Consider the following 23452-nt stretch of genomic DNA (forward strand, 5'->3'; position numbering starts at 1 on the left):
TGAAAATAAATGGCTAAGTCTAGACGACTTGTTGATATGCTCATGTTTATTAATACAAAAAGAACGTTTACGGCAAAAGAACTAGCGGAGGAATTTGGTCTTTCCGTGCGGACCGTTCAACGCTATTTACTGGACTTAAGTGAATTAGGACTGCCTCTTTACAGTGAAAAAGGACGGAGCGGCGGTTACAGAGTGCTAAAAAATCGTATTCTCCCTCCTATTTTGTTTACGGAAGAAGAAGCTATCTCTATCTTTTTTGCTTATCAGGCTCTGCAGTATTATCATGACCTTCCGTTTGATGCAGGAATTCATGCGGCTCTTCAAAAATTTTATGTGTACCTGTCTGAGGAAACAAAGAAAAAAGTAGATAAAATGAGTGCTCATATTGCGTTTTGGAATCCTAAAAGAAACCTTGACACTCCTTATTTAAAAGAGCTTTTAGAAGCAAGCCTTGCAGGAAAATATGTTGAATTTCTTTATGATTCACAGACCGGTCAAACAAGAAAACAAGTCAAACCCCTTGGCATTTATGCTCATAACGGTTTATGGTACTGCCCTGCCTATTCCTGCGATAAGCAAAAAGTGTTATTATTTCGAGCGGATCGTATTCACTCGTTAAAGGTTTTAGAAAAAGACGAAAATATGTCTCTTACGTTAAAGGAATGGCTTGAAACAGAACCGGTAAACTCACAGCCGATTTCGTTAAAAGTAACCTTGACGCACGAAGGCGTTCGTCAGTGTAAAGGCGTTCCTTGGCTTGAAAATCATGTAAAGATGGCGCGTGATGGGAATGGCTATATCGATACAATAACTGATGGAAATGAATTAAACTACATGGCTTCTTTTTTCTATACCTTAGGGGCCCATGCTTTTATTGAAGAACCTCAGGAGCTAATTGAAAAAATTTGCTATCACGCAGAAGAAACGCTAAGACACTATAAAAATGAGGCGGGGACAAAAGACGAATAAATGGAAGAAATGAATTCGTATAGATCGCTTTAGACACCGCGGTTGATTTCCGTGCAAGACTTCCCTTTCCGCGGGCGGCCGGTGAGCCTCCTCGTCGCTTGTGCTCCTGCGGGGTCTCACCTGTTCCGCTTTTCCTGCAGGAGTCTTCGCCTTACCCTCCAATCAACCGCTAGAAGCCACTAAATAAATGAAATCTACGTTCACTCTACCAATAAAAAAATCCGAACGACTCATCGTTCGGATCTTCCTTCAACCAACTAAACTACTTTTATCCTAGCCTCTTTTTAATTTACCCAGCCCACACGTCTTTTGCGTATCGGCCCTTTTCTTCTAGCTGCTGCAGCCATAAGCGAGCGTCTGCTTCACTCACTTGGTGAACTTCAGCATAGCTTTTCATAAGCGTTGCTTCAACGTCAGGTGCCATTTGGCTTCCGTCTCCGCAAATATAGAAGTGCGCTCCTTGGTCAAGAAGTTCAATCAATTTCTTGCCGTCTTGTTCCATCACGTGTTGAACGTATGTTTTCGGCTGATTTGGTACGCGAGAAAAAGCGGTATGAAGCGTAATGATGCCTTCATTTTGGGCGTTTTCAAGCTCTTTTTGATACAGATAATCTTCATGAGGTGAACGGCAGCCAAAGTATAAATGCGCTTCTCCAAGCGACTGTCCTTGTTCTTTTAACTGCTTGCGAGCCTGCACAAAGCCTCTAAACGGCGCGACGCCTGTTCCCGGTCCTACCATGATAAGTGGTGTTTCAGGGCCTTTTGGCAGCGTAAATCCTGACTGCGGTGTGGAAACAAAGCACGTAATCGTGTCTCCTTCTTGCAGATTGGCAAGATAGTTCGATGCAATTCCTTTGTATTCTCCGTATCCGCTCCACGCTTCTCCTGAAACAACGCTGACCGTGATGCTTGCTTGTTTTTCATCGACACGAGGTGATGAAGAAATTGAGTAATAGCGCGGACGCATGCTTGGAAGAAGTGCGATAAATTCGCTGAATTCCATTTCACACGCCGGATATTTTTCAAGCAGTTCAAGCATTGTTAAACGTTTTGCCAGCACTTGTTCTTTGTACGCCTGCTTTTCAAGCAAGACTTCAAGCTCTACTTTATGCGGCGGGCAGACTGTTTTAGCAGCCATTGCGCGAAGCTGCGTGCGCGTAACAGGATCTTGAAGCTCCACGTATTGCAGAAGCTCTTCTACTGATACTGTTTTACCGAGTGGCAAATGAGCTAATTTTTCTTCTTCAGCTTCCAAACGGATTTGCTGTGATGCATCTAGACCGAATCTTGTTGCTACACGATTTACTATTCCTTCATAGTTGCGAGGAATAACACCTAAATGATCTCCTTCTTGATAAGAAGCTTCTTTTGGAAGTTCAATTTCAAGATGACGCGTGCTTCGTGCACTGCCTGGCTTTTGAAGCTCTTTGCTTGCTACGACGTTTGCTGAAAACGCACGGTGCATTTTCGCAAGCGGCATGTCCGCAGCGCTGTCGACAAATTGAAGTGAAAGCGTAGACGCATTTTCTTCGCTGTTTTCAATGTCTAAGTTAAAGTAGGCTGCTAAGTCACTCCACATGTGTTCACGCCATTCTTCGTACGTGCCTTCAAAGTCGTCGCTTGCATCTGCTTCACCGCGTTCAGCTATGTTTTCTGCCCCTTTAGCGGCAAGAGTTTCATCAATAAAAGCAGGCACTTTTTGATACGTTGTCGCCCAGTTTTTATCACCGCATCCAAATACGGAGTAGCGCACGCCTTTTACTTCATCAGCAGACGCTTGGTCTAACCAGTCAACAAATTCCTTTGCGTTATCAGGCGGATGACCGTTATAAGAAGCCGTTACAATTAAAACAGCTCCTTCACGAGGAAGGTTTCCTGCGTGGGAATCAAGCGTTGCGACTTGCGGTGCGAATCCTTTGCTCATCGCAATATCCGCTAAATCACGCGCCGTTCCTTCGGCTGTTCCCATATTTGAACCGTATAGCACAAGAAGCGGCGTATTATGAGCGTTTTCTACGGTTTTGCGCTCTTTTTTAGCTGACTGCTCTCGGCTTGGTGAAGGAATGCCGCCAAGCGGAATTTGTTTCGATTTTGCTTTTACAACAAAGCCTTCAGGCTTTAACGTTAAAGTTTCTTTAATATCCAGCTCGTAGTTTGTATGATCTTCAAAATCAAAGTGTTTTAGCATCATACCAAGTACAAGCGTTGCTTCATGAAGAGCGAACTGCTGACCGATACACGCACGCTGACCGTTTCCAAATGGTTTAAACGCATGCTGTGGAATCGCGCTTGGGTTTTCAAAACGCTCTGGGCGAAACTCCTCTACATCGTCTCCCCAAATTGTTTTATCACGGTGAAGCTGAGGAATCAGAACCATCAGTTCATCACCTTTTTCTAAAGGATACTCTCCTCCAAGCACCGTATCTTCTTTTGCATATAGGGAAAACGCAGGAGCCGTTGGCCATAAGCGCAGCGCTTCATTTAAGACCATGCCCACATATTTAAGCTGTTTGACTTGTTTGTAGCTTGGCACAGGATCTACTAAAACTCGTGCTGCTTCTTCTGCTGCTTTTTGTAATACATGTGGATTTTTCACTAAGAAATACAGCGCAAATGATAAAAGACCGCTTGTTGTTTCGTGTCCCGCAATTAAGAACGTAATAATTTGATAGCGAATGTTCTCGTCATCAAGCGGCTCACCTGTTTCTGGATCTTTTCCGTTTAGCATATGCGTTAACAAATCATCGCTTTGTTCACCGCTTGCTTTGCGGTCTGCAATAATTTTATCTACTAGGTCGTTCATCACTTTGATATCTTCTTGAAACTGGCGCTTATTTTCATCGTAAGCTGGATCATCTGGATTTGCTCGCTGCAACTTGTTCATTGCTTCATCTAGTGCACGAACCATACTTGTAATAAACGGATGCGGCTGATCTCGGTAAAAGCTGTTAAAGCGATAGTTGAAGCCGCAAAGACCGATTGTATCAAGCGTTAAACGCGTCATATCTTCCGGTACTTCAATATGCTCATCTGTATTTAGACGCTCCCACTTTTGAATAAGCTGCACAGCGATATCTACCATCATCGCATGATAGCCTTTCATTGCTTGCTGGCTGAAGCTTGGAAGCAAGATGTTATGGGCTTTTTTCCAGTTTTTTTCGTGGGTCCAGCTTGTAAATAAACCGTCTCCTGCAAAATCACGCACAAATTTAAGCGCTTGACTTAAGTTTTTATCAAAGCGTGATTCATCGCATGCTTCTTTGATTAGACGCTGACTCGATAAGTAGCGCGTCACGCGGCCAGGCGCTTCAAATTTAAAGATTTCTCCTAATTCATCCGCAATTTTCATCAAAGTTTGAATCGGTTTATCTGTGTTTAATAACGGTAAGTTTTTAAGCTCTCCAAATGTTTTTGGCTGAGGCATTTCTTTAATTGGCATCGTATCCCTCTTTCACTTGTTAAGTTTCAAGATTGTCTGCTAAGTGCTGCCCACAGACTCTCTTCTACACCGGTAAGAAGTTCATCAGTTAAAGATAAATAGTTATTTTCAATCATTTCATATACTTCCATGAAACTTCCAAATAAAATAGCAATTAGCGCATTTTCAGGAAGATTTCTAATCACACCTTGCTTTTGTCCTTCTCTGAAGAACGTGCAAACAAATTCCACCAGCTTTTGATATGCTAAGCGGCTCTCTTCCGTTAAAAAAGCTCCTTGGCTATGAGTCTTAATAAATCCAAGAGCACGAGGATGGTTTTTAGTAAATGTCACCATACCTTCAAAGATATGATGAAACCCATCCCGGTATCCATCTCTTTCGTTTGCCAGACCGCTTTCAATACACTGTAAAAATTCGTTCACATGCTGCTGAAATAATTCATTTACAAGACTTTCTTTATTTTTAAAGTAGCGATAAATTGTTCCTGCTCCTACTTTGGCATTCTCTGCAATCATTGGCATCGTTGTTGCATCAAATCCTCTTTCTGCAAACAGCAGAAGCGAAGCAGAAAAAATCGCTTTTTGTTTTGTTGGAGTAGATTCCACTTTATCACCTCTTTTCAAAAACGGAATGAACGTTCATTCCGCTACAATTACAAGTATAAAAAACTGCATCTTAATAGTAAAAAGATAACTGAAAAAGTGGAAAGAAAAGGTTCTTTCATTCTAATTTTATACCATTTAAAGGTAATTAACCGAGTCTTTCAGAATCTTTTGTGCTTACAGAAAATTAGTCCACTTATCCCCTCTATTAACATAAATTAACACATTTTATTAAGAGCAGAAGTTTAAAGGAAAAGCAACGTGGAAATAGAAAAGAGTTACACAAGGCGTAAAGGAGGATAAAAAATGAACCAAGCAAGAGTTATAGAATACGAAGAAATGCTTCGTTCAGCCATGCTTTCTAATAACGTAGAGCTATTAGAAGAATTACTTTCAGATGAGCTTATTTTTGTGAATCACCTTGGGCAATGGGTGTCAAAAGAGCAAGATATAAATGCTCATCGTTCAAAAAGTCTTGATATAGCGGGCATCGAAGTGTTGGAACAAGAAATTAAACTGTTTCAAGAACTTGCCGTTACCGTTACAAAAATAGCGTTAAATGGGTCGCTGGCAACCGGTGAATCGATCGGAGGCGAATACAGCTATACGCGAGTTTGGAAAGATGTTGAAGGGAAATTAAAGGTTGTTTCTTGTCACTGCAGTTCTAGCGTATAATCAACGCAGTCACAACAAAAAACATCCCTCCTTTCGTTTGCATTCGCCAAGGAGGATGTTTTTTTACTAGTTAAAAGACTTTCTTTCTGTCTCTGTCATCTTTTAAAATCTCCACGGCCTCACGGAACCGCTGTGAGTGAACAATCTCTCTTTCTCGTAAAAATCTTAAGCTGTCGTTTAAATCAGGATCATCTGATATATCAATTAACCATTGATATGTAGCTCTTGCTTTTTCTTCTGCAGCTATGTCTTCATAAAGATCTGCGATCGGATCTCCTTTTGCCTGTATATAAGTAGCTGTAAACGGAACCCCAGCAGCATTATTGTAATAAAGTGCACTATCATGGTTCACATAGTGTTCTGCTAATCCCGCTGCCTTCAGCTGCTCCGGCGTTGCATCCTTTGTTAACTTATAAATCATCGTAGCAATCATTTCAAGATGAGCAAACTCTTCTGTCCCGATATCGTTTAGTAATCCAACAACTTTATCGGGAATCGTATAGCGCTGATTCAAATAACGAAGTGCTGCTGCAAGCTCTCCGTCCGCGCCCCCGTACTGTTCCATTAAATATTTTGCAAGCGTTGGATTACACGTGCTTACTTTCACTGGATACTGCAATTTCTTTTCATACACCCACATATAGTTCCCGCCTTTACCTGCTCATATTTGCCATGGCCAAGGGCTTGTTCCCCAGCTCCAATTTCCGTCGGTATAGCTGTTTCCATACTGCTGGAGTGGCCCGTACTTTGTTTCAAAGTTTCTTTTTAACTGCATAGCCTGCTGCGCGTATTCGTTAAACTGCTGCATAGCCTGCTGGTCATTTGGATGGGTATCTAAATACAGCGTTAATTCTACCAGTGCAAAATCAATCGCCTGTATTTCTTCTAAATCCTGATAGTACTCCGGAGGTAGATTTTTCATTCTTCATCCCTCTTCTTATCTTTGTATGGATTTTCATAGTAGTCCCAAAAAGCCGGCCACAGCGTTCCTTTTTTTAGCGCTTCTTTCGGTGAAAACTGCTGCAGATTCGGCGGCTGAAATCCCATGTATAATTGAGGCGGCGTAGAATAATATTTAACTCCTATCGGCCGGCACGGATCATAGATACTGTGGAAAGGTTGATAGGTCTTAACCGGTGTAAACATCTTTTTTGGATTGTTATCCATGAAAAGTCCTCCTCTAAAAACACACTCTGTTTTATCCTATTCAGCTTTTATCGAGTTCATGAAGGAATTTATTCCCGACTTAAGAACCAAACTTTTCTTCATAAAAAAGACCTATGTAAAAAACGTTATAGTTGCCCAATCCCTTTAGGCAGCTTTCTCATACTTTATAAAATAGTGATAAAAAATAGAGGTGATTAAAAAAATGGACATTAATTATATGGATTTTTATTCTTACCCAGCAAGATTTCCTGAACCTCAACTCCCGGCCGGTCCACCTAGGCCACCAGGCGGTTTACCTACACCTAACCCGCAGCAAGCTCCAACTTCCCCTCCGCCGGCATTTATTCCAGCTCAACAAACGGCAACTCCATTTGCTGTTGACCCAGGAGCCATTTCTCTTTGTCTATTCCGCAATACGTTTATATGGCTTAGAAACGGCTCTAGCTTCTGGTATTTTCCTATTTTTGTAGGACCGCGATCGGTTGCAGGATTTAGATGGAACGGACGTTTTTGGACCATTTTCGGTGTCGATACACGACAAATTGTTTCGTTTACGTGTTTTTAAACGTAAAAAAAGCCTTATTTTTCAATAAGGCTTTTTTGCTTACTAACTACGATTACACTATTGTTTTTATCCCAAAACCAATCAGCAGCACTCCGCTGCATCGTTGAAAGGCTTTTTGAAACACCGGTTTTTTAAGCCATTTTTTTACGTAATCTATTACATACACCAAGATTAAAAACCACCCTACCGCTATAAGCGTCAGAATAAAGCCAAGCATAAGCAGCTGTTGATTTGTGTGTGCATCCAAGTTAATAAACTGTGGCATAAACGTAATATAAACTAATACCGTTTTAGGATTAAGAAAATTGCTAAGAGCCCCTTGCATATATGATTCTTTATAGCAGCGATTAGATGAAGACTTTACAGTTTTTGTTTCTTCTGAAATGGCCTCCAATGAGAGCGTATTTTTTGTCAGAAATATTTTGATGCCTAAGTAAAATAAGTACGCTGCCCCTATGTATTTAATCGTGTTAAACAGATACACCGACTGCGCAATAGCAACAGACAAGCCAAGCACAGCAATTAACGTCCAAAACGTGAGGCCTGTAGCCATGCCGAGTATGGTAAAACGCCCTGCTTTTGCTCCGTGATGAAGCGTATTTTTCATGATAAGAATTGTATCAGCACCAGGTATCATGGACATGACCAATGCCATCAGCATGTAAGCAGCTAAATGATCCACATCTCTTCTCTCCCTTCTAAGCTATTACTAGCATCCTGTTTTCTTTTCATTTTCAAATATTTTCATGTATTGTTTTGGTGTTAACCCAACCTGACTTTTAAAAAATCGAGTCAAATGACTTTGATCACTGAATCCCGTTAAAAACGATACGTCAATCGGCTTTTTTCCTTGCTCTAACAGTTTTTTAGCCTGATTGATTCGTATTGTTTCCAAGTAGCTGTATGGAGAGATTCCTTTTTGCTTTGTGAAAGAGCGCAGCAACCGGTATTTACTCCATCCAATTAGCTGACTTAATTCATCCAGTGTGATCTTGTTTGTATAGTTGTCTTCCAAATAGCTGCAGATCGTTGTGATTTCATTAGACGTGTCAACGGCTGACGAAAGAAAAGAAAGATTTGAATGATCCTGCATGAGTTCTTCTAGCAAATATAAAAATAACTCTTCTTTCTTAAACTCACGTTCACCATTTAAAATTTGCAAATGAAGCTCTTTTAAACTAGAGACAGCATCACTTCTTTGCACCACGCTGCTGTTAAAACGCGGAAGACTTTCACTGCCGTTAATGTCAAAAACAGCTTTTTTCATTACTTCTGGCGTCACGTTAATACAGCGATAATCAAGCGTTTTGCCGTCTATTTGTTCACAGCTATGGACATCATACGGATTAAACAGCAGCAAATCTCCTGGGTTAATGATGTATTCTTTGCCTTGGCAAATTAAATGACGCTGACCTTCTTCAATAAATCCAATCACATAATACTCGTGAAAATGAGCAGGAAAATTTTGCATAATTCCTTTAAAACGGTAAGCTTCAATATGTAAATCGGCGTCAACGTGCGCCGTGCGAATTTCTTTTGTCATCAATCGACCCCTCCTTGTCACATACTAAGCTTTTTAACCATACCATTCACTCGAAAATTTTTCTTGTATGATATTGCAGATAAGACTTTTTTCCATTACTTTTATCCGTTCAGCTACAGGTGGTACTAATCACTCTTAAGAGTGATTTCTCTCCTTTCCTCTAGTAATTTTCCGCTCAAATGATAAAATATAGACACATTTTATGGACGAAAGAAGGGATACCGTGAAATATAGACAAATCAAATGGCTGATTTTGCTTCTTCCAACTCTGACCATCGCGCTTTGGGAGTATGTTCGCCATGCCTTTTTGCTCCCTTACATCTCAATGGATATGGGAAATGTGCTTTCTCCGCTGCTTGTCTTTTTTGTCACGCTTGTGTTTGTCCGCTATTTATTTTCTATTTTAGAAAAAATACAAGAGGAACTAAGGCAAGAAAAAGAAAAGAAAGCTGCGCTTATTGAACGTGAAAAATTAGCGAGAGAACTGCATGACGGCATTGCGCAGTCGCTGTTTCTCTTATCTGTTAAAATGAACAAGTTTGGAAGAAAAAACAACTTAGAGCAGGATCCTGATTTTATACGAATGAAACAAACTCTGCAGCATGTTCATGACGATACGCGCCAAGCGATTACAAATTTAAAGCACTCTCCTTCAGACACTTCAGAAAGCTGGACTGAAAGCATTCATCAATACGTCGATGATTTAACACATACTCATTTACTAGATGTAAATTTAGATTGGAGACTGTCAGAAACAACGCTGTCCAGAAAAGAAAAAAATGAGCTGTTTGCCTGTGTGAAAGAAGCTGCTATGAACGTCATTAAACATGCAAAAACAAATAAAATCTGGATTACAGCCAGTGAAACGGCTGGCGGATGGATTTGTGAAATTACAGATTTTGGTATAGGTTTCACTTCGGAATCTCTCAAGGCCGGGCTTGGTTTACAAATTATGAAAGATCGTGCTAAAGATATGAACTGGGACTTTTCTATTCAGCGAAAACAGAACCAAACGACTGTTAGTATTAAAAAGGAGGTTACGTAAATGCAGCCGTTTCGTATTTTGATTGTAGATGATCATGCTCATGCGAGAGAAGGCATTCGCGATATTTTAGAAGAATATGAAGATTTTATTATTGTTGGCGAAGGAACCAACGGGCAAGAAGCCATTGAACTGACCGAAAAATTAATGCCCGATATCGTGTTAATGGATATTGGAATGCCTGTTATGGACGGTTTAGAAGCAACTAAACAAATTAAGCTTCGGTTTCCATACGTTAAAATTGTGGTCATCACGGTTTCAGACGATATTACGGATTTATTTGATGCGCTGAAAAAAGGCGCACAGGGCTATTTGTTAAAAAACCTGCAGTCTGAAGTGTGGTACGACTATTTGCGTGCGTTCGCTTTAGATGAAGTTCCTATGTCAAAAGAAATTGCGTTTCAAATTTTAAAAGAGTTTCCTCAGGAAACGTCCATTACAAAACCCGACACTCCCCTTTCTGCACGAGAGCTTGAAGTGCTTCAATTAGTGGCTAAAGGACTGTCAAACCGCGATATCTCCGCGCAGTTATTTATTTCTGAACATACGGTAAAAAGCCATTTAAAAAACATTTTAAGCAAGCTTCATTTAGAAAATCGCGTGCAGCTGACAAGCTATGCGTTTCAAAATGGCTTAATGAACTAACAGCTTTCACGAGCTGTTTTTTTATTAGCAGCTTCCTCTTATAAGTCCCAACAATCACTCTCAGGAGTGATGGCTAATTCTCCCTTTCCTTCTATAATAAAAGCACGTTAGTTAGTAAAAAGGAGGAAAAAATGATGCAGGAAAAGCGCGAAGAAACAACGAGTACAACTAAAAAAAGCACGGCGCGTTCTCAAGGTCTATACAAAGCTATATGGCGCTGGCACTTTTATGCAGGTTTAGTGTTTACTCCGTTTCTTCTTATATTAGCTGTTACTGGAGGCATGTATTTATTCAAGCCTCAAGTTGAAGAAAGACTGTACCACGACTTGTATCATGTGCAAGCTCAGTCACAGTCCGTATCTCCTTCAGCACAAGTACAGACTGTAAAGGAAAAGTATCCAGGCGCTGACGTGTTGACGTATAAGCCCAGTGATCGCTCCACTCGTTCTTCAGAAGTAGGAATCTCATTAAAAGACCATACATATACGATTTTCGTTAATCCTCACAATGGTCACATCATAGGAAAATTAGATGATTCGAGTCGCTTAATGAATCAAATTGAAGAATTTCACGGAGAGCTAATGGCAGGAACAGCCGGTGATCGTATCGTAGAACTTGCGGCCTGCTGGGCGATTGTCTTAATTGTAACCGGTGCTTTTTTATGGTGGCCGCGCAAAAAAGACAAAATAAAAGGCGTACTGATTCCTCGTTTTTCAAAAGGTAAAAACGTGCTTGCACGAGACCTTCATGCGGTACCGGCCTTTTGGATTTCAGCCGGTATGCTTTTTCTCGTACTAACAGGCCTTCCGTGGTCAGGACTGTGGGGCAATGCGTTTCAGCAAATCGCCACAAACGCAGGCGTTGGGTACCCTCCGTCTATTTGGGTAGGCAGTGCCCCTACTTCAACCGTGCAAACAAAAGATGTAGCGGACGTGCCTTGGGGAGCTGAAACGTTAGAAGTTCCAAGCTCCACAGCTCAGCAATATACAAAAGTATCGCTTGATGACATTGTAGGTATTGCAAAAGAACAGCATATTCACGATGGCTACACCATTTCCATTCCGCAAGAGCCCCAAGGTGTGTATACGCTCTCTGTTTTTTCACCAAGAGCTCAGGATGAAGCAACCATTCACCTTGATCAATATACCGGAGCTGTTTTAGCTGATTATCGGTACGGCAACTATGGATTTATGGGCAAATTGATTGCACTCGGTATTACGCTTCATAAAGGCACACAGTTTGGATTTATGAATCAGCTTATGGGCCTTATTATTTGTATCGGAATTGCTGGTATCGCCATCAGCGGATCCTTACTGTGGTGGAAACGAAAACCAGCTAAAAACATAGGGGCTCCTAAAGTTCCTGAAGGAAATGCAATGCGAATCGTGACGTGTATAATCGTGGTGCTTGGTATCCTTTTTCCTTTAGTTGGACTGTCCTTAGTTATCGTGTGGCTTTTAGATTTCTTTGTCATCAAACGAATTCCAGCATTGAAGCGGTTTTTAAACGCATGATTTATGAAACGATGTGAGGTGCAGTAACAATGAACAAATGGAAAATACCCGGATTGGTCATACTCAGTACGATTTTACTTTCCGCGTGCTCTGTAAACAGTAACGCAGACAAGCTCTACAAGCAGACAAAGCCTCTGTCTGCGCATGTGATGCTTCCTGAAACTATAAAACCACGGAGCATACAAGTACTAGAAGTACATGTGATGCAAGAAAATAAAACGGTGGATGATGCAAAAAGCGTTCAGTTTAAAGTGTGGAAAAAAGATGCCCCCCGTAAAGTTGAAACAGTAAAAGCGCACTATGACGGCAGTATGTATAAAGCAAAAACATCCTTTAAAGAGGATGGTATTTATTATGTTAAAACCGATATTAACGCGCGCGGTGAACACATCCTTCCTACTCAGCAAGTCGCAGTAGGCAAATTATCGAAAGAAGAGTTACGTTCACTGCAGCCAGCTGAAAACGAAACGCATCATCATCACTCTCATCATTAGACATAAGCTCACGTTCAGCAGCTGTACGTGAGCTTATGTTTTTCTTATGAATTCTAGCTAGTTCCATTATATGTTTTTACATTTTTTTCTTATTACTTTAAAATAAAAGTGATAAACGTTTTATAAAGGAGTTTTACAGATTGAAAAAAATTGTTTCTGGTATTTTAATTTTAGTATTAGCCGTTATTGTTATGATTGAAGGAAATCCGTTAGAGCAGAACTCTTCAACGAATACCTCCTACGATGAAGTAATTACCTTCCCTGCTGATCGTTACCCTGAAACTGCAGCGCACATTCAACATGCAATCGATAAAGGAAAATCGGCTGTTTGTACAATCGACCGAGACGGGGCTGAGGAAAACCGCCGTGAGTCTTTAAAAGGCATTCCGACTAAAAGCGGCTATGACCGAGATGAGTTTCCGATGGCCTTTTGTGAAGAAGGCGGAAGCGGTGCCGATATTGAATATGTAAAGCCTTCAGACAATCGAGGCGCCGGGTCTTGGATCTCACATCAAGTAGACGAGTTTCCTGACGGTACGAAGGTTTTAATTGAAGTGAAGTAAAAAGAATGGTCATCGCGACCGTTCTTTTTTTATGTTGAGAGTCTGTATAAGAAAAAGAATAAAAAAGTAGAATTGTGCTTGCCTAAAGATACTCTTCACTTTTAAAATAAAAATGTATGTTATACATATATGCATCATCGTTTTATAGGAGGAATGAGTTTCTTGGACAATCTATGGCAGCAGTTACTTCCTGCCTCATGGCAATTAACTTTATTTATTTTCTTTTTTGTCTATATCTTGCGCTACAAACAAGAGAATAAATTCAGCATGCAGCTTCACGTGCTGCTTAAGTTTCTTTATGCCGTTATTTTGATTTTAAATGCGGTGTTGTTTTTAGTGGAAAGTCAGCGCGATTTTCTTTTTTATGCAACGCTTTTCATGAGTATCCTGACAATTATTTTGATGGAGTTCACGCTTTCTGCAAAAAAACAGAACGAGCTTGATTTTATTTCAGCCGTTTCTTGCTGTGTTCTTCCGATTTTTATTTCTTTACTTGAACTTAGTTAATGAACCAAAGGCCTCTGGTGATTCAGAGGCCTTTTTGATGTTATTGATCTTTGTTGTTACGGTCCATCATATCTTTTGGATCTTCTACAATATCTTCTGGATCACGGTTGTTATCTTTTTCATCATCTCGATACATCTTGTCATTTTTATCTACGCCAGGTACGTTATTGTTGTTGTTCATATTGTCTAAGCCCGTGTTTACAAACGCTACGTATACTTTGTCGATTTTACTATCTGCTTCTCTCACACGATCCGCAATTTTTTGTTCAAAATCAGTTGAAACTTCATGGTAAGTATCGCCGTTATACGTTACGTTGTTGACCTTGCCCTTATCATTGTTGTCCGCTGCGTCATTTCCAGCTAAATCTACCGTTACATAGGCATTATTATTATCGCGAAGCACATATGCATCATCGACTTCCTTCATATCTTCTACATTTTGCGCTGCTTCAACTGACTTGGTCGGCTGATCCGTGTTATCCATTGGGATATTGTTATCAACTCCGTCGTTTGTAGAAGTGTTGCGTAAGTCATTTTGAGTATTGTCCATTGCGTTATTGTCCTTATTTCCTCCGCACGCAGCTAGGCCTGAAAGGAAAAGAACCGAAGAAGCAATGATAAGTCCTTTTTTCATTTTTTCCATCTCCTTAAATATAGTTTGCAGTCGTATTATGCTTAATTTTTGCAAAACTATTCAAAGCGAGACGGAGAAGTGAAAAAACCTTTTTTAAAAATATACTTAATGCTGCTAGCAATATTACAAGACATATTTTAATGTTACAGCTGTACTTATTCTCCTAATAGCTTTCGGACAGCTATTGACAGCGTATTGACATGGCGTTCTACGTTTGCCGCCTCAGCAACTTGTTTCTGTTCATCGACGTTGTAAACCGGCGCTGGATTTTGTGTAATTCCGTTGATCGTTGTAGCCATAAAAGCTAGCAGATCATCTGTTGGTACAGACGGAGAGAAATTCTTTACTTCTATTTGCTGCGTGATAAAGTCGTGAAGCTTTTTTTGAATATATTTAAGGTTAGATACTTCAACTAGCTGATCTTCAATTTTCATAAAACGCTGAGGGTCTTTTGAATACAACGCTACTAGTTCAAAGTAAATTTCTCCTCCTGCTGTCATCGATTCTTGGATATGCTCTCCAATATACATAATAAAATTATGCAGCACTTCAAAGGGATCTTTTTTTGTCTGGAGTAGGGCTTCAATTTTATCTTTTACTTTATAGCTGACGCTTTCTTGATTAAGAAGTCCGACAAATACTTCATCAAGATTTGAAAAATATTTGTACACGCCTCCTTGACTCATTCCTGATTCCAAAACAATATCTCGCATGGCTACATCATGCACCGGTTTGCTCTTGCATACTCTTTTGGCTGCTTCTAAAATCTCTTGCTTTTTTTTTTCAGCGTATCCTTCCCTTACTTTTGGCATTTTTTTCACGCTCGCTTACTTTTTTATTTATTTCCGAATGTCTCGAGTGTATCAATAATCACCTGAGCTGCTTTTTCGGCTCCTTTTTCAGCTCGGATTTGTTTTCCGATTTCTTGTGCTTTGGATCGAATTTCATTAACTTGCGTATAGGAAATGGCTGCAGATAATTTTTCAGCCGTCAATTCTTTTCTCGGAATGGCTTTTGCTCCAGCTCCTAGCTCATGAATTTTTCTTCCCCAAGCGAATTGGTCATTTCCATAAGGAACAATAATACTTGGAACACCGGCTCGAAGGCCTTCCGCCGTTGTTCCTGCTCCTCCATGATGAACAACGGCAGACATTTTAGGAAACAGCCACTCATGAGGAATATCTTTTACAAATAAAATGTCTTCTGCTATCTCTTCCGTCTGATTCATTCCGCTTCCTCCTGTATTGATGATACCTCGTTTCCCGGCAAGTTTTAAGGCTTTAATCACTAAAGCAGTCGTTTCGCCTGCATTTTTTTTATCCCCAACACTTCCAAATCCAATATAAACTGGCGGTTCTCCAGCCTTTAAAAACCTTTCCAGCTTCTCTTCCGGCTGATAGCTATGGTCACTGTCCATAAACCAATTTCCGTAGGAATGAACGTGTTCAGGCCAATCTTTAGATACGGAAAATACAGTGGGACTTGATGAAATAATGGTTGGGTTAGCTGCTGTACGCTGCTTTGGATACGGACATGAAAAATCGTTAGGTCCTTCTCCATACTGCTGCACCCAATATTTTTTTAAAGGACCACTTACTATCTTCCAAAATCCCCATTCAAAAATACGATGCGTCAGCTTATTATATATTTTTCCAAATCGTGGTCGGTCGTAAAAAATTAGAGCTGGATAATCTTTTGTTGGTGTCATTGGAAAAGGGCTGGCTAAGATGCTTGGTATATTCATCTCTTTAGCAGCAAAATAGCCAATTGCCGCGCCTGGATGATATACAATTGCATCGGCTCCTTTGCAGGCTTTATGCAAATCTTCTTGTATATTAACCATCATACCCATCATCTTTTCATTTTTTAAGCTTGAAAAAAATTTGAGAGGATTGTCTGCATTAATTGCATCGTCTGCTGCTCCGCTCTCTATAATTTTAGAAACATCACCTCGAAGCATGGCATATTCGAATCCATACGATTCTATGAAGTCTTGATAAGCTTCTGAAGCCGCAATTCGCACACGGTATCCTTTCTTTTTTAACTCTAATCCTAAAGCCATAAAAGGCTGGGTGTCTCCTCGCGTTCCTGTTGTTAACATCGTAATAAGCATCATTTCAGCCTCCTTATATTAAAACGACAACGTTGTCGTTTTAATATAATGTAACCTCCTGAAATTGATTCGTCAATGTAAAAACGACAATTATGTCGTTTTTTATTACTATCCTTTATTTTCCTAAGGCACTTTTTGTAAAGATTGCTGCTTTTAATTATAACAAGGGAAAATTTCCTTTTTATAGTATTGTATAAAGAAAGGCCTATTCAGCTAACGGGCAGAAATGTTGAATAAGATAGGGTTTACTTATCCTTAAATAAAATATTTTCAAAACATCATAAAAGGAAGTGTGTAATATTGGGTAGTGAAAGTAAACTCATTATTTTTCCATTAAATAATGACTTAATAGAGGATATCAATATGACAAATGATTATTTTAAGCTATATGGCAGAGTTGTCCCCAGTTTACAATCAGGAAGGTGGTCTTATAAAGAAGTTCTTTTTGATGAAACTAGAGAAACACGTTTTCCAGATGACAAACTTGATTGGAGCCAATATATAAACCGAGAGGATAAAGCTTTGTTTTTAGCTTATATGAATAATACTTGCATAGGACAGATTAGAATAATTAAGGATTGGAATCACTTTTGTTATATTGAAAACATTGCTACTAAAAAAGATTATAGAGGCAGTGGAGTCGGAAAGTTGCTCTTAAATAAAGCAGAAGAGTGGGCAAAACAAAGAAAACTTATAGGAATGTCCTTGGAAGCACAAGATGATAATCTTGGTGCATGCAGATTTTATGTAAAACAAGGATTCATACTAGGTGGAGTTGACACACTAAAACAGTCATATAACCCTACTATTGAAACCACTTTATACTGGTATAAGTTATTCAAGTAACGGGGGCTTTAGCGGAATAAATAATACAGTCGTTTCAACATAGGAATTTTAAAGAGTTAAATAGTTGAATTTGCTCTTCTTTAGTGAAGTCCGAAAGCGTGGCATAGATGTCTTTAATCATTGAGAAACCGCCTCCTGAAAGAGTATCTTATCACCTCTTATCAGGAAATACTCTATGCGAAAAGAGCCTTTCCTAAAGATAAACCCTCTCTTTATAAAGAATGAAAAAAAGATGCTTCGCGTTTTAAACGAAGCATCTTTTTCTAGTGCAGCTATGAATGCCTACCTACTTTTTTAAGTTAAACTGACCGTGAGGCAGCTAATTTCTCAATCGGGGCTTGTTCAATGTCTGCTGCTGAAATATGCAGCAACTTTTCTAAAACAGCCGTTATGCCCTCATTTGTTTTATTACTTTTCTTGCAGTCATTAATATGCTGATTTAATTGCTTTTTATAAGCCTCTGTATGAATGAGCCACTGACTTAAAAGCTCTTTTGTCGCCTTTCTTTCGTCTTCGCTTTTAGCTCCAAATAAGCTCTCCATATCAGGTTCTTGAATAATTAGCTTACTAAAATCTTCGCTTACTGCAAGCCAAAAATAGTTTTTTTCGTACTCGTAATATCTGTGTTCTTTTAATAAAAAGTAGCCAATTTCAAATTCAATGCGATAGAGCGGCATATTAACTTTCGGCGCATGAAGGCTTTTAAAGTTAATATGCTCTACGTCATCTACATAAACCTCTGAACCGTATTGGGTTTTAATAATCTTAGCGTCTACTGTATTCATGATGTTTACCTCTTTAGGGATATTATGAAAGAACGCGTGCATTCCTTCTCTAGAATGCGCACGTTCGTTATCTTTTACTTAGTTTTGAACAGCGTTTTTCCAATCAGCCGCAAATTTTTCAATTCCTTGTTCTGTTAAAGGATGTTTAACAAGCTGCTCGATTACTGAATATGGAATAGTTGCAATATGAGCTCCGGCAAGAGCTACGCGTGTAACGTGATCCGGATGTCTTACAGAAGCCGCAATGATTTGAGAGTCAATATTTTGAATGCGGAACAGCTCGGCAATTTTAGCCACAAGCTGTACGCCGTCTTCTGAAATATCATCAAGGCGACCAAGGAACGGAGATACATATGTTGCACCTGCACGAGCTGCTAAAAGCGCTTGGTTTACAGTGAAAATAAGCGTTACGTTTGTTTTTACACCTTTTTTAGCAAGGTAGCGAGTCGCTTCTAATCCAGCGATTGTCATTGGAAGCTTAATCGTAATATTTTGGTCCCCGCCGTTAATTTTAATGAGTTCTTCTGCTTGCGCAATCATGTCTTCTGCTGTTTCTGCATCCGGCGTCACTTCTGCTGAAACGGATTCTACTTCTGGAACAGTTTTTAAAATTTCTTCAATACGATCTTCAAACTTTACGCCTTCTTTTGCAACAAGAGAAGGGTTTGTTGTGACGCCAGATAAAACGCCCACTTTGTATGCTTTTTTAATATCGTCAAGGTTTGCAGTATCAATAAAAAATTTCATTTTTTCATTCCTCCATTAGTTTTTTTTACTATACCCACTATTTCACTTGTTATTTCTTTTCCACAGCATGACCGCCAAACTCGTTTCGAAGTGCGGAAACTACCTTTCCTGTAAAGGTATCATCTTCAAGCGAGCGATAGCGCATCAGTAAAGACATCGCAATAACCGGCGTAGCTGTTTGAAGGTCTAGAGCGGTTTCTACCGTCCATTTCCCTTCACCAGAAGAGTTCATAACTCCTTTGATGTCATCTAGCTTAGCATCTTTAGAGAATGCATTTTCTGTTAATTCCATTAGCCATGAACGAATAACAGATCCATTGTTCCATACTCTCGCCACTTTTTCGTAATCATAGTCGAATTGGCTTTTTTCAAGAACTTCAAATCCTTCTCCGATTGCAGCCATCATGCCGTATTCAATGCCGTTATGAACCATTTTTAAAAAGTGGCCGCTCCCTGCTTCTCCAGCATATAAATATCCGTTTTCTACTGCTGTATCGCGGAAGATAGGTTCAACAATTTCCCACGCTTCACGATCTCCGCCAATCATATAACAAGCTCCGTTACGAGCGCCTTCCATTCCGCCAGATGTTCCAACGTCCATAAAGCGGATTTTATTTTCTTTTAACTCGTTATAGCGTCGAATAGACTCTTTGTAATGAGAGTTTCCGGCTTCAATTACGATATCTCCTTCAGCTAAAAGAGGCTTCACTTCACTAATAACAGAATCAACAACCGTATGAGGAACCATCAGCCATACAACTCTTGGTGTTTCTAGTGACTGAACAAGCTCCTGTAAGCTTGATACTCCTGAAGCACCGTACCCTTTCATTTGTTCCACTGCGTTTGAATTTACGTCAAATGCTACAACGTCATGACGCTGATCCAATAAGTTTTGTCCTAAGTTAATCCCCATTTTCCCTAAACCAACTAATCCTACTTTCATGTGAACAGCTCCTTCTATTTATCTTTTCATCTTCTTATTTAAGCCTTTAGCAATTCTTTTGCTTGTGCCACTACGTTTTCTTCTGTAAATCCAAACAGCTTCATCACATCAGCTCCCGTTCCTGAAGCACCAAATGTGTCAATGGCTAACACTTTTCCTTTTGGTCCTACAAAACGTTCCCAGCCAAGTGAAATTCCCATTTCTAGAGAGATTCGTTTTGAAATAGATTCAGGCAAGACGCGCTCTTGATACTCTTTTGACTGCTTGTTAAACAGCTCCCAGCTAGGCATTGCCACAACCCGTACGGATGTACCTTCACGTTCTAGCTGAGCTTTAGCACTGACCGCTAGTGCTACTTCAGAACCTGTAGCGATGAAAATCAGCTCCGGTTTATCGTTTGTTTCGGTTAGTACGTAAGCTCCTTTATCTAGGTCGTTGATATTTCGTTTTGTTTCTTCAAATACAGGCAAGTTTTGACGGCTAAGCACTAAGGCTACAGGACCTTCCACTTGCTGAAGCGCATAAGCCCAAGCGCTTGCTGTTTCATTTGCATCAGACGGACGGATTACGGTAAGCCCTGGAATTGCACGAAGAGAAGCTAAATGTTCAACGGGCTCATGAGTTGGTCCATCTTCTCCTACTGCTATGGAATCATGAGTAAACACATATGTGACCGGCAGCTTTTGCAGTGCAGCTAAACGAATCGCTGGACGCAAGTAATCATTAAAAACAAAAAATGTGCTGACAAACGGCTTCACACCGCCGTGAAGGGCCATTCCATTACCGGCCGCTCCCATTGCATGTTCGCGTACTCCAAAATAAATATTTCGGTTACCGAAATATCCAGGTGCGTAAGGGCCTTCTTCTTTAATGTCCGTCATCGTGGAATGCGATAAATCAGCGCTGCCTCCAAAAATAGATGGCACAGATTTAGTGAAATAATTAATAGCTTCTCCGCTTGCAACACGAGTCGAAATCGCTTTTTCTGATGAGAATGTTAAAATATCATTCACTTCAATTAACGCTTCGCCTGTGATGGCACGTTCTAATTCATCAGCGAGCATGGGGTGTTCTTTTTGGTAAGAAGCAAACAGCTCGTTCCACTCTGCTTCTGCGTTCATCCCTTTTTCTTCTAGCATTTCAAAATGGGCTTTTACTTCTTCTGGAACATAGAAGTTTTCTTCCGTTTCCCAGCCATAGGCTTGTTTTGTTGCTTTTGCTTCTTCTTCTCCAAGCGGATTGCCGTGTGCTTTATTTGTTCCCGCTACTTTTGGACTTCCGTATCCAATAATTGTTCTCACTTCAATGAGCGTTGGCTGTTCTTTGTTCTGCTTCGCTTTTTCGATTGCTTTTGTGACTTCATCTACGTCATTTCCATCTTCTACACGTAAATACTGCCAGTTTGCAGATTCCGCTCTTTTTTGGATATTTTCACTAAACGAAAGATTTAATTCCCCGTCTAACGAAATATCGTTGGAGTCATATAAAGCGATAAGTTTGCCAAGCTTCATATGGCCAGCCATGGACATCGCTTCATAAGAGATGCCTTCCATCAAGTCACCATCGCCTACTAACGTATACGTATAGTGATCAATGACAGGGAATTTTGACTGGTTAAATTTTGCCGCTAAATGGGCTTCTGCCATTGCCATTCCCACTGCATTTGCAATTCCTTGACCTAAAGGACCTGTTGTGGCTTCTACGCCGTCCGTATGGCCAAATTCAGGATGTCCCGGTGTTTTACTGTTTATTAGTTTGCGGAAGCTTTTTAAATCTTTTATTGATACATTGTATCCGCTTAGATGAAGCATGCTATACAGCAAGCTTGAACCGTGCCCGGCTGACAAGATAAAACGATCTCGGTTAAACCAGCTTGAATTTGCCGGATTATGCTGTAAGTGATTCGCCCATAGCGCATAGGTCATCGGAGCCGCTCCCATCGGAAGCCCGGGGTGGCCTGAATTGGCTGCGTTCACCGCATCGATTGACAGGGTGCGAATCGTATTAACTGCAAGTGTGTCTATGTTGGTACTCATGTGTCATCCTTCTTTCGCTTTGTTTGTATTAAACTGGCTGCACTTCGCGTGATTGGCTCGCTGCTTCTTCATCCAGCCACCATTTAAAACCGTCTTTTTCTAAAAGTGCATTTGATGCATCAGGGCCGTGTGAACCAGCTGCATATTTATAAAGCGGCACTGTATTTTCCTCAAATGCTTCAAGAAGCGGCTGAACCCATTCCCAAGCTAGCTCTACTTCTTTCCAATGAGCAAAAAATGTAGAATCTCCCGCACATGCATCTGCAATAAGACGCTCATATGCTTCCGGTGCTCCTTCTTGCTGACCTGAAAAATTAATTTGTACAGGCTCAATATGACCATGATTAAATGGGTTTTTACTGTTCAACTGCAGCGTAATATTTTCATGCGGGTTAATTTCAATCATTAACAGATTTGGAGATGTTGTTTCTCCTTTGTCTAAGTACAACTCTTTTAACGAGTCTTTGAATTCAATAACAATTCGCGTCGCTTTTTCAGCCATTCTTTTCCCTGTACGAATGTAGAAAGGAACTCCTTTCCAAAGCGAATTATCGATATATAGTCTGGCTGCTAAAAACGTGTCCGTCTGCGAAGATGGTGATACGCCGGGCTCATTTACGTAGCTCTCCACTGAAGACCCGTTTATTTTTCCGGCCTCATATTGACCGCGAACAACGTCTAGATCCATATCTTCTTTTACAAGCGGACGAAGTGCTTTTAACACATTTATTTTTTCGTTTCGAATATCATCAGCGCTAATGCGAGCCGGTAAGTGCATGGCCGTCATCATCAGCATTTGCAGCATATGATTTTGGACCATATCTCGAATGGCTCCCGAATGGTCATAATAGCTTGCTCTTTCCTCTACTCCGACCGTTTCACTTGCTGTGATTTGTATATTCGCAATATGTTCGTTATTCCATAATGATTGAAGAATAGGATTAGCGAATTCCAGCGCTTCTAAATTTTGCACCATCGACTTGCCAAGATAGTGGTCAATGCGGTAAATCTCTTCTTCTTTAAACGCTTTGCTTAAGTTTTCGTTTAATTGTCGAGCTGACTGTAGATCATGGCCAAACGGTTTTTCAATAATTAACCGTTTCCAACCTTTTGTAGCACCTAAGCCACTGTCTTTAATATGCTCGGCAATTGTACCGAAAAATTCTGGTGCAACGGAGAGATAAAACATTCGGTTGCTTGGAATGTTTAGTTCTGCTTCGCGTGCTTCTACTAGATTTAACAAATTTTTATAATCTTCAGTATTCGTTGCATCCAATTGGCTGTAGCGAAAAGCTGAAAGAAAATGCTGCATAAGAGATGAATCTTTTTCGACGCGACGTGAAAAAGTATGAATAGACTCTTCTACTTTTTCCTGAAAGTCAGCGTCTGACATCTCCCTTCTGCCTAGTCCCACAACAGAAATTGATTTAGGAATTTTCCCGTCTACAAATAAATTATAGAGTGCAGGATAAATTTTACGTTTCGCTAAGTCACCTGTTGAACCGAATAAAACAAAAGTCATCGCTTCCATATCTCTTCCTCCTGTTAGGAAAAATATAATCTTTAAAAAGTAACTTTTTTTTCACTCGTTACTTTATGTAACCTATCTTATTCCTGAAATAT

Annotated in this window: 25 protein-coding genes and 1 pseudogene; 10 read left to right on the top strand and 16 right to left on the bottom strand. The window is 40.2% G+C overall.

The window, feature by feature from the left end; all coding sequences use genetic code 11:
* Positions 1–9: 9 nt before the first annotated feature.
* Complete coding sequence (locus tag MKY06_RS16510) at positions 10–969, top strand: helix-turn-helix transcriptional regulator (protein WP_029322892.1); 960 nt, start codon at positions 10–12, stop codon at positions 967–969.
* Here MKY06_RS16510 and MKY06_RS16515 read toward each other — a convergent pair.
* The 3 genes and pseudogenes from MKY06_RS16515 to MKY06_RS16525 all read right to left on the bottom strand — a co-directional run.
* Positions 872–1120: pseudogene (locus MKY06_RS16515) on the bottom strand (hypothetical protein); the annotation flags it as partial. The gene MKY06_RS16510 and the pseudogene MKY06_RS16515 overlap by 98 nt on opposite strands.
* A gap of 138 nt (positions 1121–1258) precedes the next feature.
* Positions 1259–4408, bottom strand: a complete 3150-nt coding sequence (locus MKY06_RS16520) for a bifunctional cytochrome P450/NADPH--P450 reductase (protein ID WP_063672077.1) — start codon at positions 4406–4408, stop codon at positions 1259–1261.
* Positions 4409–4434: 26 nt separating this feature from the next.
* Positions 4435–5013 carry a TetR/AcrR family transcriptional regulator gene (locus MKY06_RS16525; protein WP_029322896.1) on the bottom strand — a complete coding sequence of 193 codons (579 nt, stop codon included), beginning with the start codon at positions 5011–5013 and terminating at the stop codon, positions 4435–4437.
* Positions 5014–5316: 303 nt separating this feature from the next.
* Here MKY06_RS16525 and MKY06_RS16530 point away from each other — a divergent pair, with 303 nt between their 5' ends.
* Entirely contained in the window at positions 5317–5685 is a 369-nt protein-coding gene (locus MKY06_RS16530) for a nuclear transport factor 2 family protein (protein ID WP_013057936.1), read from the top strand.
* 70 nt (positions 5686–5755) lie between these two features.
* Here MKY06_RS16530 and cotJC read toward each other — a convergent pair whose 3' ends face one another.
* From cotJC to MKY06_RS16545, 3 genes are read right to left on the bottom strand one after another with little or no spacing between them, the layout of a single operon-like run.
* The gene (gene cotJC / locus MKY06_RS16535) at positions 5756–6325 is read right to left on the bottom strand and encodes a spore coat protein CotJC (protein ID WP_013057937.1); all 570 of its coding nucleotides are present in this window, start codon (positions 6323–6325) and stop codon (positions 5756–5758) included.
* Positions 6326–6346: 21 nt separating this feature from the next.
* Positions 6347–6607, bottom strand: coding sequence for a spore coat protein CotJB (locus tag MKY06_RS16540; protein WP_013057938.1), 261 nt, complete (start codon positions 6605–6607; stop codon positions 6347–6349).
* Entirely contained in the window at positions 6604–6852 is a 249-nt protein-coding gene (locus MKY06_RS16545; RefSeq protein ID WP_013057939.1) for a spore coat associated protein CotJA, read from the bottom strand. Before MKY06_RS16545 ends, MKY06_RS16540 begins: the two co-directional genes overlap by 4 nt.
* Positions 6853–7054: 202 nt before the next feature.
* Here MKY06_RS16545 and MKY06_RS16550 point away from each other — a divergent pair, with 202 nt between their 5' ends.
* Positions 7055–7417: a transporter gene (locus MKY06_RS16550; RefSeq protein WP_098277669.1), complete on the top strand. Its 363-nt coding sequence runs from the start codon at positions 7055–7057 to the stop codon at positions 7415–7417.
* A gap of 52 nt (positions 7418–7469) precedes the next feature.
* Here the strand turns inward: MKY06_RS16550 and MKY06_RS16555 are convergent, their stop codons facing one another.
* Positions 7470–8099, bottom strand: coding sequence for a LysE family translocator (locus tag MKY06_RS16555; protein ID WP_029322899.1), 630 nt, complete (start codon positions 8097–8099; stop codon positions 7470–7472).
* A 27-nt stretch (positions 8100–8126) separates the two neighbouring features.
* The gene (locus MKY06_RS16560) at positions 8127–8960 is read right to left on the bottom strand and encodes an AraC family ligand binding domain-containing protein (protein ID WP_177563654.1); all 834 of its coding nucleotides are present in this window, start codon (positions 8958–8960) and stop codon (positions 8127–8129) included.
* A gap of 223 nt (positions 8961–9183) precedes the next feature.
* Here MKY06_RS16560 and MKY06_RS16565 point away from each other — a divergent pair, with 223 nt between their 5' ends.
* The 6 genes from MKY06_RS16565 to MKY06_RS16590 all read left to right on the top strand — a co-directional run bounded on the left by MKY06_RS16565 (position 9184) and on the right by MKY06_RS16590 (position 13725).
* Entirely contained in the window at positions 9184–10005 is an 822-nt protein-coding gene (locus MKY06_RS16565; RefSeq protein ID WP_053487481.1) for a sensor histidine kinase, read from the top strand.
* Positions 10006–10647, top strand: a complete 642-nt coding sequence (locus tag MKY06_RS16570; RefSeq protein ID WP_053487482.1) for a response regulator — start codon at positions 10006–10008, stop codon at positions 10645–10647.
* Between the two features lie 131 nt (positions 10648–10778).
* The gene (locus MKY06_RS16575) at positions 10779–12161 is read left to right on the top strand and encodes a PepSY-associated TM helix domain-containing protein (RefSeq protein WP_098288095.1); all 1383 of its coding nucleotides are present in this window, start codon (positions 10779–10781) and stop codon (positions 12159–12161) included.
* Positions 12162–12190: 29 nt separating this feature from the next.
* Complete coding sequence (locus MKY06_RS16580) at positions 12191–12655, top strand: FixH family protein (RefSeq protein WP_289916067.1); 465 nt, start codon at positions 12191–12193, stop codon at positions 12653–12655.
* Positions 12656–12795: 140 nt separating this feature from the next.
* Entirely contained in the window at positions 12796–13218 is a 423-nt protein-coding gene (locus MKY06_RS16585) for a NucA/NucB deoxyribonuclease domain-containing protein (protein ID WP_013057949.1), read from the top strand.
* A gap of 153 nt (positions 13219–13371) precedes the next feature.
* A complete protein-coding gene (locus MKY06_RS16590; protein WP_223272376.1) occupies positions 13372–13725 on the top strand; it encodes a DUF1516 family protein in 354 nt (117 codons plus the stop codon).
* A gap of 40 nt (positions 13726–13765) precedes the next feature.
* On the opposite strand, the gene MKY06_RS16595 is transcribed toward MKY06_RS16590, so the two are convergent.
* The 3 genes from MKY06_RS16595 to MKY06_RS16605 all read right to left on the bottom strand — a co-directional run bounded on the left by MKY06_RS16595 (position 13766) and on the right by MKY06_RS16605 (position 16475).
* Positions 13766–14359, bottom strand: coding sequence for a hypothetical protein (locus tag MKY06_RS16595; RefSeq protein ID WP_013057951.1), 594 nt, complete (start codon positions 14357–14359; stop codon positions 13766–13768).
* A 155-nt stretch (positions 14360–14514) separates the two neighbouring features.
* Positions 14515–15171 (bottom strand): TetR/AcrR family transcriptional regulator, encoded by a 657-nt coding sequence (locus MKY06_RS16600; protein WP_013057952.1) that lies wholly within the window; start codon positions 15169–15171, stop codon positions 14515–14517.
* A gap of 23 nt (positions 15172–15194) precedes the next feature.
* On the bottom strand, positions 15195–16475 hold the full coding sequence (locus tag MKY06_RS16605; protein WP_228540830.1) for a glycosyltransferase: 1281 nt from the start codon (positions 16473–16475) through the stop codon (positions 15195–15197).
* 297 nt (positions 16476–16772) lie between these two features.
* Here MKY06_RS16605 and MKY06_RS16610 point away from each other — a divergent pair, with 297 nt between their 5' ends.
* Positions 16773–17318: a GNAT family N-acetyltransferase gene (locus MKY06_RS16610; RefSeq protein WP_098288097.1), complete on the top strand. Its 546-nt coding sequence runs from the start codon at positions 16773–16775 to the stop codon at positions 17316–17318.
* 299 nt (positions 17319–17617) lie between these two features.
* Here the strand turns inward: MKY06_RS16610 and MKY06_RS16615 are convergent, their stop codons facing one another.
* From MKY06_RS16615 to zwf, 5 genes are all read right to left on the bottom strand, one after another.
* A complete protein-coding gene (locus MKY06_RS16615; protein WP_053487488.1) occupies positions 17618–18103 on the bottom strand; it encodes a hypothetical protein in 486 nt (161 codons plus the stop codon).
* Positions 18104–18181: 78 nt separating this feature from the next.
* Positions 18182–18850 (bottom strand): fructose-6-phosphate aldolase, encoded by a 669-nt coding sequence (fsa, locus tag MKY06_RS16620; protein ID WP_014459236.1) that lies wholly within the window; start codon positions 18848–18850, stop codon positions 18182–18184.
* A 49-nt stretch (positions 18851–18899) separates the two neighbouring features.
* On the bottom strand, positions 18900–19793 hold the full coding sequence (gnd, locus tag MKY06_RS16625; protein WP_013057957.1) for a phosphogluconate dehydrogenase (NAD(+)-dependent, decarboxylating): 894 nt from the start codon (positions 19791–19793) through the stop codon (positions 18900–18902).
* 38 nt (positions 19794–19831) lie between these two features.
* Complete coding sequence (tkt, locus tag MKY06_RS16630) at positions 19832–21829, bottom strand: transketolase (RefSeq protein WP_289916083.1); 1998 nt, start codon at positions 21827–21829, stop codon at positions 19832–19834.
* A gap of 28 nt (positions 21830–21857) precedes the next feature.
* Entirely contained in the window at positions 21858–23360 is a 1503-nt protein-coding gene (gene zwf / locus MKY06_RS16635) for a glucose-6-phosphate dehydrogenase (protein ID WP_013057959.1), read from the bottom strand.
* Between the last annotated feature and the right edge of the window lie 92 nt (positions 23361–23452).

The organism is Priestia sp. FSL P4-0332, from assembly GCF_038005845.1.
GTDB lineage: Bacteria > Bacillota > Bacilli > Bacillales > Bacillaceae_H > Priestia.

Excerpts from the sequence above, each read along its gene's own strand:
- gnd (WP_013057957.1), bottom strand. The coding sequence starts at position 19,793 with ATGAAAGTAGGATTAGTTGGTTTAGGGAAAATGGGGATTAACTTAGGA.
- MKY06_RS16530 (WP_013057936.1), top strand. The coding sequence starts at position 5,317 with ATGAACCAAGCAAGAGTTATAGAATACGAAGAAATGCTTCGTTCAGCC.
- MKY06_RS16605 (WP_228540830.1), bottom strand. The coding sequence starts at position 16,475 with ATGATGCTTATTACGATGTTAACAACAGGAACGCGAGGAGACACCCAG.
- cotJC (WP_013057937.1), bottom strand. The coding sequence starts at position 6,325 with ATGTGGGTGTATGAAAAGAAATTGCAGTATCCAGTGAAAGTAAGCACG.
- tkt (WP_289916083.1), bottom strand. The coding sequence starts at position 21,829 with ATGAGTACCAACATAGACACACTTGCAGTTAATACGATTCGCACCCTG.
- MKY06_RS16575 (WP_098288095.1), top strand. The coding sequence starts at position 10,779 with ATGATGCAGGAAAAGCGCGAAGAAACAACGAGTACAACTAAAAAAAGC.
- MKY06_RS16520 (WP_063672077.1), bottom strand. The coding sequence starts at position 4,408 with ATGCCAATTAAAGAAATGCCTCAGCCAAAAACATTTGGAGAGCTTAAA.
- MKY06_RS16570 (WP_053487482.1), top strand. The coding sequence starts at position 10,006 with ATGCAGCCGTTTCGTATTTTGATTGTAGATGATCATGCTCATGCGAGA.
- MKY06_RS16595 (WP_013057951.1), bottom strand. The coding sequence starts at position 14,359 with ATGAAAAAAGGACTTATCATTGCTTCTTCGGTTCTTTTCCTTTCAGGC.
- MKY06_RS16540 (WP_013057938.1), bottom strand. The coding sequence starts at position 6,607 with ATGAAAAATCTACCTCCGGAGTACTATCAGGATTTAGAAGAAATACAG.
- MKY06_RS16510 (WP_029322892.1), top strand. The coding sequence starts at position 10 with ATGGCTAAGTCTAGACGACTTGTTGATATGCTCATGTTTATTAATACA.
- MKY06_RS16600 (WP_013057952.1), bottom strand. The coding sequence starts at position 15,171 with ATGCCAAAAGTAAGGGAAGGATACGCTGAAAAAAAAAAGCAAGAGATT.
- MKY06_RS16615 (WP_053487488.1), bottom strand. The coding sequence starts at position 18,103 with ATGAATACAGTAGACGCTAAGATTATTAAAACCCAATACGGTTCAGAG.
- MKY06_RS16550 (WP_098277669.1), top strand. The coding sequence starts at position 7,055 with ATGGACATTAATTATATGGATTTTTATTCTTACCCAGCAAGATTTCCT.
- MKY06_RS16590 (WP_223272376.1), top strand. The coding sequence starts at position 13,372 with ATGAGTTTCTTGGACAATCTATGGCAGCAGTTACTTCCTGCCTCATGG.
- MKY06_RS16545 (WP_013057939.1), bottom strand. The coding sequence starts at position 6,852 with ATGGATAACAATCCAAAAAAGATGTTTACACCGGTTAAGACCTATCAA.
- fsa (WP_014459236.1), bottom strand. The coding sequence starts at position 18,850 with ATGAAATTTTTTATTGATACTGCAAACCTTGACGATATTAAAAAAGCA.
- zwf (WP_013057959.1), bottom strand. The coding sequence starts at position 23,360 with ATGGAAGCGATGACTTTTGTTTTATTCGGTTCAACAGGTGACTTAGCG.
- MKY06_RS16560 (WP_177563654.1), bottom strand. The coding sequence starts at position 8,960 with ATGACAAAAGAAATTCGCACGGCGCACGTTGACGCCGATTTACATATT.
- MKY06_RS16580 (WP_289916067.1), top strand. The coding sequence starts at position 12,191 with ATGAACAAATGGAAAATACCCGGATTGGTCATACTCAGTACGATTTTA.